This window comes from Sorangium sp. So ce363 (assembly GCF_051520435.1).
GTDB classification, from domain to species: domain Bacteria; phylum Myxococcota_A; class Polyangia; order Polyangiales; family Polyangiaceae; genus Sorangium; species Sorangium cellulosum_B.
The window spans coordinates 2,584,126-2,601,007 of the sequence record NZ_CP150333.1 but is presented as its reverse complement, the minus strand read 5'-3'; the positions used below and the strand labels follow the sequence as shown (position 1 = coordinate 2,601,007).

The following is a 16,882-nucleotide window of genomic DNA, read 5'->3' as shown; positions in this document are numbered from 1 at the left end:
CCAGCCTCCACGCCTCGAGCGTAGGAGCGGCGTCGCGCCGCTCTGGAGGAACCGCCAGTCACTCTCCGCAAGGTAGCCTGTTCTTGGTTCTCTTCGGCTAGACGAGCCCTACGGCGTCGGGAGAGCTGAGACAACCTCGCAAACGCCGTTTCTCCCGACGCCGTAGGGCTCGTCTAGCCGGAGAACCGGTGAGGCTACCGTGCACCAAGCGATGAAGGTGATGCGCTTGGAGCCTCTCTTGGCGACATGAGACAGCGATCGACGGTCCGGCCTCCTCAGGACAGATCGCTTCCATCGTGACTCACCACCACGCTCCCACCGAGACATGACCGCGAAGATCGACGCGACCGTTCAAGCCCGAGCCCCCGTCGTTCTCCCCATCACGACGCCGCCTGCCCCCGGCGGCGCGGCGGCCCGCGGCGTAGGCGCAGAAGCGCGCCGGCTCGCCCACGAGGAGCGCGTCGCCCGCTGGAAGGCGATCGAGGAGGCGGGCGGGATCGACGCGTGGGTGAGCGCGGAGCTCACGTCGAAGGGCGCCCTCGCGACCGGCGATCCCAAGGCGATGTCCGACCGGGAGCGCGCGCAGTGGAAGGAGCGCAAGAAGGTCGAGGCCAGGGAGCGCCGCTCGCTGCGCCGCCTGGCCTGGGAGGCCTACGTCGCCACACACGTCAACCACCTTGGCGCGGGCGTGCACTGGAGCGACCGTGTCGGGCCGGACAGGCTCGATGTGCCCGGGCCGAGCGAGCGCGCGCGGGCGCACGGGCTCCCCGACCTGCCGGGCGCGGCCGAGCTCGCGAGCGCGCTGGGGCTGTCGATCCCGCGGCTCCGCTGGCTCGCGTACCACCGCGAGGTCGACACGGGCACCCATTACCGGCGGTGGCACATCCCGAAGCGCGACGGCAGCGCGCGCACCATCTCTTCGCCGAAGCGGGATCTGAAGCGCGCGCAGCGCTGGGCGCTCCGCAACCTGTTCGAGAAGCTGCCGGTCCACGCCGCGGCGCACGGCTTCCTGGCGAGCCGATCCATCGTCACGAACGCCGCCGCGCACGCCGGCGCCGACACGATCGTCAAGGTGGATATCAAGGACTTCTTCCCGACGATCACGTGGCGCCGCGTGCGCGGCCTGCTCCGCAAGGCCGGCGTGGCCGAGGGTCCCGCGACGCTCGTGGCGCTCCTCTCGACGGAGGCGCCCCGGGACGTCGTGCAGTTCCGAGGGCAGACGCTCTACGTGGCGACGGGCCCGCGCGTGCTCCCGCAGGGCGCGCCCACCTCCCCGGCGATCACGAACGCGATCTGCCTGCGGCTCGATCGGCGCGCGTCCGGCCTCGCCCGCAAGCTGGGGCTTCGTTACACGCGGTATGCTGACGATCTCACGTTCTCCTTCCGCGCGCCCGAGGCGCCCGGCCTCGCCGACGCCGCGCGGCCGCGCGCGCCGGTGGGCGCGCTGCTCCGCGGGCTCCGAGAGATCCTGAGCTCGGAGGGCTTCCGGCTGCATCCGAGCAAGACCGTGGTGATGCGCAAGGGCAGCCGGCAGAAGGTGACAGGCCTCGTCGTCAACCAGGCGAGCGAGGGGGCGCCGGCGGCGCGCGTCCCGCGCGAGCGGGTGCGCGCGCTGCGCGCGGCGATCCGCAACCGGGAGCTCGGGAGGCCAGGAAAGGGCGAGACGCTCGCGCAGCTCAAGGGGCTCGCGGCGTTCGTGTACATGACGGATCCGGCCAAGGGGCGCGCGTTCCTCGGGCGCATCGAGGCGCTGGAGCGCAATCAGCCGGCGCCTGCCGGCGAGGCGGGCCCCCACGACGCGCGCCCCGTGCTCACGTAGGGCGGGCTACCCCGCGGCTGAAGAGCCCCGGGCCGGCGACGCGGCGTCGGCCGTGCGCCCGCCGCCTCCGCACGTGCGCATGTGGTGATCGAGCGCCGCGCGCCGGTAGACCGCGGGCGTCGTGGCGAAGTGGCCCCGGAACAGGCGCGTGAAGTGGCTCGTGTCGCGGAAGCCCCAGCGCGCGGCGACCTCGGACACGGCCTCGAGCGGGCGGAGCGAGAGCTCGCTCGCCGCCCGTTCGAGCCGGCGCCTCCGGATGTGCGCGGCCAGCGAGCAGCCCAGCTGCTCTGCCATCACGCCGTCGAGGTAACGGCGGCTCACCCCCTGCGCCCGCGCGACATCCGCCGGCTGGAGCGTCGGATCGCCGAGGCGACGCTCGATATCGGCCAGCGCCCGCTCGACCCTCGCCTGCGGAAGCGCGGGCGCGCGGCCGCACATCCCGATCGCCTCGAGCACCACGCCGACGGCCGCCACGCAATCGCGCTCCGACAGCGACGAGCTCTCGCTCAGGATCTGGCGCAAGAGCCCCGCCACGACCCGCTCACCCGCGTGCTCCTCGCCGCGCGTGACGGCCGTCCGTAGGTCGACCCCCGGGTGCCTCTGCTGCACCGCCGACAGCGGCAGCCGCAGCAGCAGCCGCCGGCCCCGGCTCATCGTCAGCTCGAAGGGGGTGTCCGACTGAAACCACGCGAACGTCCCTTCGCGCAGGAGTGCCCGGCGCCCCGCCTGCACGATCACCCCCTCCCCCTCGGCCACGGCGACGATCTTGAGCAGCCCCGTGGAAACGCTGGGCTCGCAGCGGACCTCGAACGGCTCGGCGCCGAGCCAGAGCAGCTCGCCAGGGCCGGCCCGCACCGCGCGCTCGAGCATCGACTCCGGAGGTGTCGCCACGTGGGTCAGTTCCATCGTGGACCATCCGTCGCGTCGAATCGGGCCAGGCGAGAGGAGCCCCGACACACCACCTTGAGGCCAGGCGTTCGGCCCCGGAGGAACATCATGTCTGCCGCCCAGATCATTCGCGTGCCCATTCTACCCTTTCGCATGCTCAACGCCCACCTGCTCGTCGGCGCCACCGGTTGCGTCCTTGTCGATGCCGGCGTGACGGACGCGGCGCCCAGGGTGGGCGAGGCGCTGGCGCGCGCGGGCCGCGGCTGGTCCGACGTGAAGGCGATCGTGGTCACTCACGCCCACGTCGACCATGCCGGGAGCGCCGCCGAGCTGCGCGAGCGCTCCGGAGCGCTCGTCGTCGCCCACGAGGCCGAGGTCGAGCACCTCAACGGGCGCGCCCCGATGACGTTCTGTCCGACGGGTTGGTTCGGCCGCTTGTTCGTCCGGGCCCCTCTCGTGCACGAGCGCTATGCGCCCGTCGCGCCCGACATCGTGCTGTCCGGCGACGAGACGCTCGACCTGGCTCCCTACGGGGTCGCGGGTCGCGTGCGCCACACCCCCGGGCACACCGAGGGCTCACTCTCGGTCGTCCTCGAGTCGCGCGAGGCGCTGGTTGGAGATCTGGTCGCCTCGGGGCTGATGCTGGGCGGGCTCGCGCGGCTCGGCCACGCTATCCGGCCGCCCTTCGAGCTGGACCCGCGCGCCGTCGGCGTCGAGCTCACGCGGCTGGTCGACGAGGGAATACAGACCTTCTACCTGGGCCACGGAGGGCCGCTCGGCGCTGACGAGGTGCGGCGGCACGCCCGCGTGTTGGCCGGATCCATCGCCGGCGTGCCCCACCTGCAGCGGACGCCCCAGCTGCGGTGAGCGACGAGACATCGGCACACATCGTCTGTCTTCACGCGCCGGTGGTGCTCGGCGTGAACCCCACGGACTGGTTCTCGATCGTGGTGGCCGGGGCTCGTCTACGATTTCGGCATCGGGTTCAACTTCGGCGGGCTGTCGAGCTACAAGGACCTTCAAGAGCCGATGTGACGCGCCCGCCGGACTAGCGGGCTGGGCCGGTCGTCGAGAAGAGGCGGATCGCGTCCTTCGGGGTGCGCATCGTGACCATGCTCGACAGATCGATGCCCAGCGAGGTCATCGTGTGCGCGACCGCTGGCTGGATCCCGGTGATCGCCGCGCGCGCGCCGAGCAGGCCTATCGCGCGGACGATGCCGACCAGCCGGTCGGCGGTGCGCGTGTCGATCGTCTCGAGCGCCGAGAGGTCGAGCACGACGCTGCGCACCTGCCGCGTCGCGATGATGTTGAGAAGGCGCTCGGTGAGCGTCGCCGTCCGCTCCTCATCCATGGCGCCGATGAGGGGCACGCCGACGACGCCATCGGCGACCTCCAGGATGGGCGCGGAGAGCGCCAGGATCTGCCGGTGCTGCGCCTGGATGACAGCGAGCCTCCGGTCGAGCTCCGCCGCGAGCGCCGACTTCTCGTCCGCCTCGCGCCGGGCCGCCGCGGCCATGGACTCGAGCTCGCGCGCCGAGCTCTGGAGCGCGTCCTGCGCCCTCTGGCGCTCGGTGACATCCACGCAGAAGCAGGCGACCTGCACCTCGCCGCTCCTGCGGAGGATGGGCTTCTTGACGGTCTCGTACCAGTGCACGTCGCCGTTCGGCCGCGTCTCCTTCTCCTCGATGACCACGGGTTGTCTCGTGTCGATGACCTGCCGGTCGACGCTTGTGAAGCCTGAGGCCTCATCGACGCTCGCGGTGAGCTCGTGCTGGGACGCGTGGACGACCTGCGCCGGCGTCATCCCGTAGCAGCTCGCGAGGGCGCTGTTCGCCATGACGTAGCGGCTGCGCCGGTCCTTGATGAACATGAGGTTGGGCGCGAGGTCGATGAAGTTGCGCAGGAGCTCCAGCTCCTCGGCGAGCGCCTCCTCGCGGCGGCGCTGCGCGGCGTCGTCGGCCGCACGAGCGTGGACGAAGACGAGCGGCTCTCCCTCGGATCTCGAGCACCGCAGGAGCGTCCAGCGCTGCGGGCTCGCCCCGTTGCTCGCCGTGGCGTCGATCTCCGCCCGGCTCTGGGCCCCGCCGAGCACCGCGCGAGCGGCCTCCTCCGCCTCGGGCACAAGCAGCGCCGCCTCTCCAAACGTGTTGCGCCAGGCCAGGTTGGCCTCCCGCAACCGGAGGTTCGCGTCGAGCACCGCGAGCGGTTCAGGAAATGCGTCCAAGTCTGCGTGCATCCATACCTCCCCCGCGGCCCGTGCGGCGCAGCAGACGCACCATGCCGCATCGTTGAAGATGCCTGTGCTTCAGCGCCTTGTCTACGGCGCGCGCCGGTGCCCGCGACGAAAGCCACCGTCCCTCACATCGGAGGTTCCGTGAGTGACGGACGGGCGAGCGTTGCTGGACGGACTGGGCCTGGTTCGCGATGTCGAGCGACAGACCATGTAGGCGCAGGACTCTACTCGTCCACGGCGTTCCCATCGACGGCTGTAGCGTACGTCGTGGGCGTGGCGTGGGCGTGCTCGCACCTGCGCGAGCCAGGAGAGCGATGCGCGCGGCGGCGCGCGATTGCGGACTACGGCGCTGCCGGGTGCGGGGCCTGGCTCCCCTTCAAGGGCAGCCGCGCCGCGGGATCGCCGAGGAGCACATAGCCCCGCAGATCGTTGCGCAGCATGAACGCGCTGCCGCGCTGCATGGGATCGACCGGAGAAGGCCGGTTCCACACGCGCGCGTCCTCCTCGGCGTGGTAGCCGCAGAGCAGCTCATCGTTGACCTCGCGGTAGGAGCGCATCAGCGCGTCGAGCGCCACGCCGGCGCGGCTGCCGCGGGCCATGGCCTGGAGGCTGCTGAAGATCCGGGAGGCGCGGCTCTGGGTCATCCTGTTGGGATCGACGAAGCCGAAGGTCCAGGCCAGATCCAGGTGCGCTATCACCGAGAGCGGCCCCTCTGGGTTCCGGAGCGCGGCCTGCGGCAGCGCAGCGAGGAACGGGCGCTCGCCGCCCGGAGGCAAGCTCGCCAGCACCCGCTGGACCTGGCCGCTGTAGGCGCCCTCGCGCGCGAGGAGGGAGAGCCAGGGATAGAACGCGCTCTCCTTCCGCGTCCCGGCTCCGAAGCAGGCCAGACAGAACCACAGGCCACCTGGCAGGAAGGGCGCGTGTTGCAGCATGTCCGCCGCCAGCAGCGGCGCGGAGCTGCCATGGGCGCCTACGCACAGCGCCCCCTGGAGCGCGCGCTGCTGATCGACGGAGGCCCACCCGCCGCGGGGCCGGCCGAGCCCGTGGCTCACGGACAGGAGCACGGAAGGCCTCGGCGTGCTCCCCGCGCGGAGGAGATCGTCTGCGCTGTCGGCGCCGGGGATCTCGATGACGTTCGCGGCCGGGAACGGTCGCCTAGGCAGCGTTCATGGAGGCGGCAGGGTGCCAGGGCATTCGGGTGGGTCAATGCGCGGTGGGGGTGGTTCACCACCTCTCCGCGCGCCGTCTTCGTTGCTTCAGCCGCCGCCGGCGCCGTAGCGCACAGTGTTCCTCCTGGATGCGCGTCGAAAGACATCCCGTGGGCCTGATACCACGGCGGGGCTCCTGCAGATGTTGCATCCCTGTTGCTTCACCGCCGGCGCCGGCTGGTTTCTCGCCACGAGCTCACGAGCTCCAGCCATCAAGGAAGACGTTCGTGCGCGCCCCACCTGGGCCGTGGCCTCCTGCTGCGCTGGCTTTGCAGCCCCTTCCGCCGTTCGCGCGGCATCTTCGGCGCTCTGCGCCGCGTTTCGCTGCCCCAACGCCCAGACAACCAGGATGACCATCACCGCGGCCACCGCGACCGCGACCGCCGCAATCGCCCCCAGCGTCCGCCGCGCTTTCTGCTCCCGGGCTCTATGAGGTAACGTCGATGCCCAATGTCGCTTTTCGCGTCGCCGCGAGGTCACCCTCGATTCGAGCGCTGCCCAGCGGAGGACGCGGACGGGGTCCACCCGACCGCGAGCCCGTGATCCCTCATGCAGAAGAGCAGCCCCTCGCGCAGGTTCCCCAGCGTGATGAACGACGATAGATCGACGCCAATGGACACGACGGTGCGCGCCACCTCGGGCCGGATCCCCACCAAGATGCCCTTCGATCCGACGAGCTGGACCGAGCGGATGAGCTTGATGAGATGGTCGGCCGTGCTCGCGTCGACCTTATCGACGCCGGTCAGATCGATGATGACAGAGCGGCAGGACGTGCGGACGACGGCATTGAGGAGGATATCCATCATCTGCTCGGCGCGGCGCGTGTCGATCGAGCCGAACACAGGCACCGTCAGCACGCCCTCCCATACCTCGATGATAGGCGTCGACAGTTGCTGAATGGCGGCCTGCTGGTCCTGGATGATGGCCAGCTTCTCCGCCAGCGTCGCCTCGGTCTCTTTGCGGTCCGTGACGTCGAAGAGGAAGCCGCCGAGCGCTATCTTGCCATCCTCGCCCGCCGTGGAGCTCACGACGTTGTGCAACCATACGACCCGCCCGTCCGCCGCTCGTAAGCGGAACTCGAAATCGTCGTCAGCGCGGACCGCGTCCCTCTGGAGGAAGCGGGGAAGGACCCGCTCGCGGTCCGCCGGATGTACGTGCTCGCCCAGGAAGCCGGCGTCATACCACGTGTCCTGTGGGTACCCGAACATCTTCACGACCTGCGGGCCGACGTAGGTGAACCGTGCGGTCGTGCGATCGGCCTCCCAGGGGATGACGCTCGCCGTCTCGACCAGCCTCCGAAGGCGATCCTCGCTTTGCCGCAGCGTCGCCTGGGCCAGCTTTCGATCTGCGTTCTCCTGGGCGAACTCCGCGTGTAGCGTCGCGTTCTCGATCGACACCGACGCCATGAACTCGAGCAACACGAGCCGTCGAGGCGTGAACACCCCCGCGGCGAGCCTGTTCTCCAGGTAGAGGAGGCCGGCCAGCGCGCCCCGCCGGAAGATCGGCATGCAGAGCAGCGAGCGCGGCCGCGCGCGGACGATGTACTCATCGGACGAGAAGGCGCTGTGCTTCGCCGCGTCGTCCAGGGTGACCTTCTCCCGGCTGCGCTTCACGTAGTTCAGCACCGACGCCGGGAAATCGGACACGCTGACGCTCGCGTTCTCGTCGCGCCCGACCACCCGGACGTTGGTCTCACGATGATCGATTCGGGCCTCTGCCACGAGCGCGAAGCCCTCTCCCTCGGGCGTGAACAGGCACGCCTTCTGCGCGCCTGCGTGCTCGATGACGATGCGCATGAGCGTCGCCAGGAGCTTGTCGGGCCCCATTTCGCTCGAGAGCGCCTGGGATACCTTCACCGCCGCGAGCGTGTCGAGCTGCTCCGAGCTCGTGTCCGCGCTGCCATGGGCCGCCGGGGAGATCGGCGTGCCCTTATGTGCGAAATGCGGGGCGTACATCCGGCCGAGCTGAAGCACCTTGCCTTGGGCGCCCCAGCGCGTGAAGCAGGCCTCGGCCCCCGCGAGGTACATGGACGGGAGCACATCGAACTCTCGGTCGATATAGAACCGCGCCGCGAGCTCGGAGCTCACGCCTTCGTTCTGCACAAAGCCGCCCTCGCGGAAGGCGCGGATGGACTTGTCATAGAGCTTCGCCGCGTCCCCGTCTCTGCCCTCGATACGCGCGATCTCTGCGGCGACCAAGGCGTGCGTGCCGAGGAAGTTCGCGGGGCAGCTCTCCGCCCACACACGCAGCCTCGCCTCGCTCGCGGCGAGGAGCTCGCGGAGCTCTTTCTGCTTCTCGGCCGTGGCGTGTTTGTAGAGGGCCGCCGCGCAGAGGGCTCCATAGTAATAATACTCGTGGACCAGGATGGACTCCGCGGTGGCCGTCCAGAGGAGCCCCTTCGCCGCTTCGCCCGCGGCCTCCGCCTCCTCATATTCGCCCGCGATGAACCGCGCCTGGAGCTTGTTCACCTGGTAGAAGAAATGGATGAGCGGAATGTTCTCGGTGGCGAGGTGCTTCTCATAGTCTGCCTCGACGAAATCGCCGCCGCCAAACGTCCCGAGGCGATCCGTCAGCCCGCGCATGGCCAGCGTCAACCGCTGGACGCTTGTCATGACGTCGGCCACGAACGTCATCTTCGCGTTGATGATGAAGTCGGCGCTGCTCACCGCCGCGGCATGCACGGACTCCAGCGAGTCTCCGCGGACGAGCATTCCAATGACATATTGCAGGAGGTTGAAGCAGGCGTACGTCGAGTTCCCGAGCTCGCGGCCCGTCACGAAGCCAATATGAGCGTATTCGACCTGCATACGTACGTGCTGGGTCCAGATGCAGATCAGACAGGCGTGCGTCTGGAAGACCTCCGGCTTGAACGCGATGAACCCGTGCCTCTCCGTGAGGTCGCACGCGAGCTTGCCGAACTCGTAGCCCTCCTGGTACGCGGCGAACTTTGCACAGAGCGCCGCCCCGAACGACGCGTAGCCCATGGTCGACGCCGGAGCGTTGCCGTGGAGCACGCTGAGCCTCACCATCGTGCCCACCACGAGATCCGTGAAGCTCGGATCGACGTAGAACGCCGACGGGTAGATCCACGCCAGCGTGCTCATCGTGGCGGCCATCTCCGGATCCGTCATCACGGGCAGATCGAGCAGCTCCTCGATACGGCGGCCCTTGACGAGATCGCGCACCTTCTGGAGCTCTGCGAGTACCACCTCCTTCTCAGGCTTCGTGCGGAGCTCGACGCCGAAGAGCCCCACGCACTCGACACAAAGGGCGATGCCTTTGTCGTTCTCCCCCCGCGCGAGGCAGAGCTGCATTCGAAGCCGATAGAAGGCCGCCTTGTCGAGCTTGGTCCGGGCACGATCGACGTTCGCGCACTCCCGCTCCGCATCGTCCAGGTTGCCGCTCAGGAACAAACACTCCGCGAGCTCCGTGTGGAGCTCGCACGTGAGCGCGTAGTGGGTGTCCCAGCTCTCCTCCGAGAGGAGCTCGGCCGCGGCGGACAGGTAATTCACTGCCGAGCGGTACGCCGAGGACGCCTTGGCCCTCTTTCCCGCCGTCAAATTGAGCTCGGCGAAGCGGGTCTTCTCCTCCACGCCGCCGACGAGCGAGGCGCCGAGGTTTATCTGGTTGACGATGTCGAAGATCTTCTCCGCGAGCTCCTCCTCCTTCTTTGTCCTCTTGAGGAGCAGCCGCCCGATCTTGAGGTGCACCTCGCCGCGCGTCTCCTCGGGGATGAGCGCATAAGCGGCCTGTTGAACGCGGTCATGCAGGAACTTGTAGCCGTCCCGCCTGCTCAGCAGGAACCCTTCGCTGACGGCGGGCTCGAGGTCGGCGCGCGTCTCCTCCAGCGCCTTGCCGCAGATCATCGCGAGGACGTCGTCGCTGAGCTCGTTGCCGATGCACGCCGCGAGCTTCATCGAGGCCTGCGTCTGCTCGGGCAGGCGCAAGAGCTTGCTCACGAGGAGCTCGACGACGTTGTCCGTGTAGTTCTTCGCGCTGATCGCGTCGACATCCCAGATCCACCCGACCTCCGCGCCCCGGAAGCCGATGAGCCCCTCCCGGTAGAGCTCGCCCAGAAACTGGGTCGCGAAGAACGGATTGCCGGCGGTCTTCCGGTCCAGGAGCTCCGCGAGCTCCGCGGCGCGCGCAGGAGAACAGCGGAAGGTGTCGGCGACAAGCTCGGTCAAGCTCGCGAGCGACAGGGACCCGAGCGAGAACTCGGTGACGCGCGCCTTCGCGCTCCGGATCGCGCCCACCGTCGTCGTCAGGGCATGCGACGGGCTGACCTCGTTATCGCGGTACGCGCCAATGACAAGGAGATGCCGCGTCTCCGGGTGCGTGATGATGTGTTCGAGGAGCTTGAGGCTCGCGAAGTCCGCCCATTGAAGATCATCGAGGAAGAGCGCCAGCGGGTGCTCGCGCTGAGCGAAGACGCCGATGAAGCTCCGGAACACTGCATGGAAGCGGTTCTGCGCCTCCGTGCTCGGCAGCGGCGCGACGTCGGGCTGCTTGCCGATGAGCAGCTCCATCTGCGGGATGATATCGATGATCAGCTTCGCGTTCGCGCCGAGCGCATCGAGGAGCTGCCGCTTCCACGCGCCGAGCTGCGCCTCGTTCGCGCTCAGGATCTGGCGCGTCAGCTCCCGGAACGCCTGGCTGATCGTGAAATAGGGGACGTCCCGCTTGTACTGGTCGAACTTGCCCTCGAGGAAGAAGCCCCGCTCGCGGACGATAGGCCGATGAACCTCATGGACCAGCGACGATTTCCCGATCCCCGAGTACCCGGAGACGAGCGCGAGCTCGGCCACGCCGTCCGCGACCACGCGCTCGAAGGCCGCCAAGAGTCGCGCACAGTCCGCCTCTCTGCCATACAGCTTCGCCGGGAAGCGCAGCTCGTCCCACACGTCCTTCGCCCCGAGGGGAAAGGGCTCGACTGTCGCCTTGGCCTCGAGCTCGGCGAGGCAGTGCTCGAGATCGAGCGCGAGCCCCCGCGCGCTCTGGTAGCGATCATCCGCCTCCTTGGCCAGGAGCTTCATCACGATGGCGGCGATCACCGGCGGCACGTCCGGTGCCGCCTCGGTGAGGGGGCGCGGAGCCCTGGCGACGTGGCAATGAACCCACTCGAGGGCGTCCGTAGCGACCAACGGCAGCTCGCCGGACAGCATCTCGTAGAAGGTGACGCCGATGGAGTAGAGGTCCGCGCGGTGGTCGATCGGCCGGTTCATGCGCCCGGTCTGCTCGGGCGCCATGTACGGGAACATCTCGGCAGAGACGCTGAGATCGTCGCTTCGGCTTCGAAGACCCTTGGCTCGCGCGCCAAACGTCGGCTCGCGCAGCTTCACCGCTCCGCCCTCGCTGCCTCCGACGATGTTCTGAGGGCGGACGTTCTGGTGAATGATGTTTCTCTCGTGGAGCTCTGCGAGCGCGGACGCAAGCTGAATACCGGCATTGACGAATTGCTTAGAGTCCACTTGTCCTCACCGGCACAGAACGACAGCCGACCTGTGCATTCACAAATCACGCCTATGGTTCGACATAGACTATTAGGCGCAACACGAGACCACTGTCAACAGAGGTTTGCGGCTGCGACGATTTTGTGCGCCAGATATCATTCCTCAGCGATTTCGGCTCCCCGACCGGGGAGCCAATAGCTTTCCACAGTGGACATCGTCGGCGTCATCACACCCGGGACGCCTGATCGAGGCACGCCGTCAGCCGCTTGGCGAGGGGTGCGACGTGCGGCGCAAAATGCATGGTGATGTGGTTTCCTTCCGCATCATGGATATCGACCCCCCCAGAGGTGAGATCGATCCACGCGAGCTCCGGGGTGTTGGGGGTCACCGAGTCGCGCTCGCGAGCGCGGAAAAAGTTGATGCGTCCCGAATACGGCCTCGGAGCGTAGGCCCTCATCGCCTTCACGTTCATCTTGAAGAGGTCCAAAAACGGTCGAAGCTCGTCGACGCCGAAGTCCGGCGGCAATCGGACAGCGTGACGGCCGTGCTCGAGGAAGTAACGCATGCGTTCGTCCGGATCGAGCCGCCTCAGATCGTCCGGCGAGACCGTGAGCTTCGCACCTGCGCCGAGGAAGTAGGATAGAATGGCCACTTCATCCTCTTCCATGTCTGGGGATGGCAAATGGCCCGGCCCGCCGGCGTCGAGGAGAGCGAGGAGCGCCACATCGCGGCCCAGGCCGTGGAGCACCTGGGCCATTTCGAACGCCACGACGCCGCCGAACGACGAGCCACCCAGGTAATACGGCCCCTTGGGGTCGAGCGCGCGGACCGCGTCGACATAGCGCGCCGCCATCTCCTCCACGGTGAAGAGGGGGACCGACGCCCCGTCGAGGCCCGACGCCTGAACGCCGTAGACAGGCTGATCCGGCGGGAGGTGCAGAGCTAGCTCACGATAGATATAGACGTGCCCGCCGGCGGGGTGCACGAGGAAGAGCGGCGGCTTCGTGCCGCCGCGCCGGAGCTCGACGAGGTTTTTGGGGAGCTCGCGCGTCGCGCGGGAGGTCGGCCCGGGCGACGTGCTCGCGTCCTCGAGCGACGCGGAGAGCGACGCAATGGTGGGCGACTTCAGCAAGCTGTGTTGGTCGAGCGGCTTCTGGAGAGATTGGCGCAGCCTCGAGATGACCTGGATCGCGATGAGCGAGTCCCCGCCGAGCTCGAAGAAGTTATCGTGAACGCCTGCGCGATCAATGCCCAGCGTATGCTGCCAGACCTCGGCGATCGCGCGCTCCATCTCGGTTCGGGGCGCGACGTACGCCGTCTTCAGCGAGCGCCGAGCGAAGAGGGCCCCCGCACCGCCCTGGCCGCCACGGCCGCTCGGGGTCTCCCCTCGCGCCTCCGCCGGCGCACCTGCGCCCGCGAGCGCCGCGTCGACGGGCTTCTGCGCGACGATCAAGGCATAATCCGAGGCGATCCTCCTCTCGCTGCTCCTAGGATAGGCGTGGACGCCCCGGAAGCCCTGCCGCCGAAAGACGTCTTCCCACCCCGCCGCGTGAAGTAACGGGGAGTGCGCCCTGATGTCCTCATCGGCGAAATACCAGAGCCCCTCCTCGAGCCCCCATATCATCGTATGCCACCGCTCGATCTGCGAGGCTTCGAGGAGGAGCGCTATACCGCCGGGCGCGAGCAGCTCCTTGATGTGCCCGACCGACTCGTCGAGCCTCCTCGTCGCGTGGACGACGTTGAACGCCAGCACGATATCGTAGCTGCTCTGCTCGTACCCCTGCTTCGCCACGTCGGTCGAGATGTCGAGGACGCCGAAGCGCATGAACTCGATCCCCAGCTCGACCGCCCGGCGCCTCGCGTTGACCACGAAGTAGTTCCCGATGTCAGTGAAAGTGTAGTCGATGTCGCGCCCACGCAGGCAGGGGATGAGCGGCCAGGTCAGGTGCCCAGCGCCGCCTCCTAGCTCGAGGATCTTCAGCCTGCGGCCCCCCGCCCTCTCCAGGACGTGGGAGAGCACCTCCCTCGTCAGGGCCTGGTACATGGGCGCGCGCGAGAACCGGAGCCCATTCTTGATCATCGGCGAGAGGAGATCGGCGCCCCCATCGGGGTGGAGCACCTCAATGGGGTTCATGTCGCCCGACAGGGCGCGCCCGTAGCTGCTCACGCAGTAATCAAGGAGCTCGAAGTCGCCCCGGAAATCGGGGTACAAACAGCAGAGCTCCTCCGTCAGCGCGGCCGGGGCCGGCACGTCGCGCTCGCTCACCAAGAACGTGATCGTGTCACCGTTCACGCCCACGATCCCGTCGTCCGCCAGTGTCTTCACGAAGAACGCGAAGAATTTCTCATACTGTGGCGTGATCCTGAGCCGCGTCAACAGATCCCGCCCGTCGTGCTTGCTGCCGCGGCTCGTATCAACGCCGCCTGCGCGGAGGAAGGCGCAGACATGGCTGGCGCATATCCTGTGTGCCAGGTCTCGTAACCCTGCCGGGAGCGCCTCCGGCTTCGCGTCCTGCTCCAGAAAGGTCTCCAGCCGATCGATAGCCGGGGCCTCCTCGTCCATATCGATGGTCGGCCGCACGAGCGCCGCCGCTGCCGCGCCGCTGCGGCGCTCCCGCGGAGGGTCAATCCAGTAGCGCTGCCGCTGGAAAGCATAGGTCGGCAATGGCACTCGACGGCGCCGCTCGCCGCGGTAAACACCCTCCCAATCCACAGGGACTCCCTGGACCCACAGCGCTCCAAGCGCCTCCATGGTGTACGCCGAGCCCTGCGTGGAGGCGCCCGACGAGCTGAGCGAGCTCTGGATGATTTGCCCCGGGGGCACGCCTGGATGGCGCCTCGCGAGGTTGCTCAACGTTGCGCCCGGGCCAACCTCGAGCAGCGCCCGCGTGGGATCGCTGAAGAGCCGCGAGAGCCCGTCGGCGAAGCGCACCGTATGGCGGAGGTGTCTTGCCCAGTAGCCCGGATCCGTGGCCTCCTCCGCGGTTACCCACGCGCCTGTGACACTGGAGAGATAAGGGATCTCGGGCGCCGAGAGCCTCCGCCGCTTCACCTGTTCAAGAAAGGGCGCGAGGACAGGATCCATCATCGACGAATGGAACGCGTGGGAGGTGCGCAGGCGCCGCGCGCCCACGCCTCGCTCGGAGAGCCTCCTCTCGAGCTCCGCCACGGCGCCCATAGGCCCCGAGAGGACGGAGAGAGAGGGGCCGTTCACCGCGGCGAGGGACACACCGTCCGTCGCGAGCGCCTGCGCCTCGGCCTCCGGGAGCGCGACCGCGATCATGGCGCCAGCGGGCAGCTCCTGCATCATGCGTCCTCGCGCGGCGGCGAGCGAGAGGGCGTCCTCCAAGGTGAGCACGCCGGCGACGCACGCCGCCGCGTATTCACCGATGCTATGGCCGATCATCGCCTGGGGGCGCACTCCCCAGCTCATCCAGAGCCGGGCCAGGGCGATCTCGATCGCCACGAGCGCGGGCTGGGTGATGGCGGTCTGATCGAGCCTCCTCGCCGCGCTCTCCGCCTGCGCTTCGCTGGGAAAGAGCACGCTCCGCAGGTCGAGGCCGAGCGCAGGGGCGAGGCTCTCTGCGCATCGATCGATCTGCTCGCGGAAGGCGCCCTCGTCGCGGTAGAGCTCCACCGCCATGCTCACGTGCTGCGCGCCCTGCCCAGGGAACATGAAGACGACCGGCCGCGCCGAAGCCGCCTCCCGGCCCGAGAAGACGCGGGCCGGATCCAGCGTGGATACGGAGAGCGCCGCGTCGCCCGCCTCCTCGCACAGAATAACCCTCCTGTACGCGAACGCCCTCCGGCCGACCGAGAGCGTATAGGCGGCGTCGGCCAGATTGAGATCTGGATCCCGCTTCAGGCGCTCGCCGAGGTTCGCCGTCATCTTCTCGAGCGCGTCGGCCGTCATCGCTGACAACGCGAGCAGCTTCCAGGGCCTGGACACGCCCGACGGCTCCGCGGGCGGAGCCTCCTCGAGGACGACGTGCGCGTTGGTGCCGCCCATGCCGAACGAGCTCACGCCCGCCCTGCGCGGCGCGGGCCCGGCCCTCCAGCTCGAGAGCTTCGCGTTGATATAGAACGGGCTGGCCGCGAAGTCGATCGCCGGGTTCGGCGACTCGAAATGAAGCATCGGCGGGAGCTCTTTATGCTTGAGCGCCTGTATCGCTTTGATGAGGCCCGCCACTCCGGCCGCCGCGTCCAGGTGGCCGACGTTCGGCTTCAAGGAGCCAACGGCGCAGAACCCCTTCCTCTGGGTGCCCGCGCGGAACGCCCTCGTGAGCGCCGCAATTTCAATCGGATCTCCGAGGGCCGTGCCCGTGCCGTGCGCCTCCACGTAGCCAATGGTCTCCGGGGAGACCTCCGCGGCCTCGATCGCCTGCGCGATGGCCTCGGCCTGGCCCTCCACGCTCGGCGCCGTGTAGCCTACCTTCGAGGCTCCATCGTTGTTGATGGCCGAACCCTTGATCACGGCGTGGATGTGATCGCCGGCGTCGATCGCGTCCGAGAGCCGCTTCAATACGACGACCCCAACGCCGCTCCCGCCCACCGTGCCGCGCGCTTTGGCGTCGAACGCACGGCAGTGCCCGTCGGGGGAGAGGATCATCCCCTCCTGATAGAGATACCCCGACCGCTGCGGGACGCTCACCGCGGCTCCTCCGGCGAGCGCCATATCGCATTGATAGGTCAAGAGGCTGTGGCAGGCCATGCAGACGGCGACGAGGGACGTCGAGCACGCGGTCTGGACCGCGACGCTCGGCCCGCGGAGGCCCAGTTTGTACGAGACCCGGGTCGCGAGGAAATCGCCGCCGTTCGCGAGGACGAGCTGGTATTCCGTCACGCGTCCGCGAAACTCCGCGTTCTCATGAATGTTCTTGAGGAAATACGTGCTGCTCCCTCCGCACCCGGCGTAGACGGCGGTCGCGCCGCCGTACCTCTCCGCGGAGTAGCCCGCGCTCTCCATCGCCTCGAAGGCGTGCTCCAGGAACAGGCGGTGTTGTGGGTCCATCATCTGCGCCTCCGTCGGGCTCACCCCGAAGAGAGCCGCGTCGAAGAGCTCGATATCCGAGAGGACGCCCTTCGCTCTTACATAGCCCGGATCGCGTAGCAAGGCGGCATCGACCCCCGCCGCGAGGAGCTCCTCGTCCGAAAAGAACGAGATGGACTCCACCCCGTCCCGCACGTTCCTCCAGAGCTCGTCCACGTCGTTCGCGCCCGGGAATCGACCGGACATTCCGATGACGGCGATGCCATCATTCATTGGGCTCTGTTCAACGTC

General features: G+C 68.5%; 7 protein-coding genes. 2 read left to right on the top strand and 5 right to left on the bottom strand.

All coding sequences use genetic code 11. The features are described from left to right. Nucleotides 1-325: 325 nt before the first annotated feature. Nucleotides 326-1,819, top strand: coding sequence for a reverse transcriptase family protein (locus WMF12_RS10085; protein WP_437870374.1), 1,494 nt, complete (start codon nucleotides 326-328; stop codon nucleotides 1,817-1,819). 6 nt (nucleotides 1,820-1,825) lie between these two features. On the opposite strand, the gene WMF12_RS10080 is transcribed toward WMF12_RS10085, so the two are convergent. Beyond that, entirely contained in the window at nucleotides 1,826-2,725 is a 900-nt protein-coding gene (locus WMF12_RS10080) for a helix-turn-helix transcriptional regulator (RefSeq protein ID WP_437870366.1), read from the bottom strand. A gap of 90 nt (nucleotides 2,726-2,815) precedes the next feature. On the opposite strand from WMF12_RS10080, the gene WMF12_RS10075 reads away from it, so the two are divergent. Then, nucleotides 2,816-3,574, top strand: coding sequence for an MBL fold metallo-hydrolase (locus WMF12_RS10075; protein ID WP_437870357.1), 759 nt, complete (start codon nucleotides 2,816-2,818; stop codon nucleotides 3,572-3,574). A gap of 181 nt (nucleotides 3,575-3,755) precedes the next feature. Here WMF12_RS10075 and WMF12_RS10070 read toward each other — a convergent pair whose 3' ends face one another. The 4 genes from WMF12_RS10070 to WMF12_RS10055 form a co-directional block, all read right to left on the bottom strand. Beyond that, nucleotides 3,756-4,943: a PAS domain-containing protein gene (locus WMF12_RS10070; RefSeq protein WP_437870352.1), complete on the bottom strand. Its 1,188-nt coding sequence runs from the start codon at nucleotides 4,941-4,943 to the stop codon at nucleotides 3,756-3,758. Nucleotides 4,944-5,281: 338 nt separating this feature from the next. Further along, nucleotides 5,282-6,004 (bottom strand): hypothetical protein, encoded by a 723-nt coding sequence (locus tag WMF12_RS10065; protein ID WP_437870345.1) that lies wholly within the window; start codon nucleotides 6,002-6,004, stop codon nucleotides 5,282-5,284. 620 nt (nucleotides 6,005-6,624) lie between these two features. Continuing rightward, nucleotides 6,625-11,619, bottom strand: a complete 4,995-nt coding sequence (locus WMF12_RS10060) for an AAA family ATPase (RefSeq protein ID WP_437870342.1) — start codon at nucleotides 11,617-11,619, stop codon at nucleotides 6,625-6,627. Between the two features lie 208 nt (nucleotides 11,620-11,827). Continuing rightward, complete coding sequence (locus WMF12_RS10055; RefSeq protein WP_437870340.1) at nucleotides 11,828-16,864, bottom strand: beta-ketoacyl synthase N-terminal-like domain-containing protein; 5,037 nt, start codon at nucleotides 16,862-16,864, stop codon at nucleotides 11,828-11,830. Nucleotides 16,865-16,882: the final 18 nt, after the last annotated feature.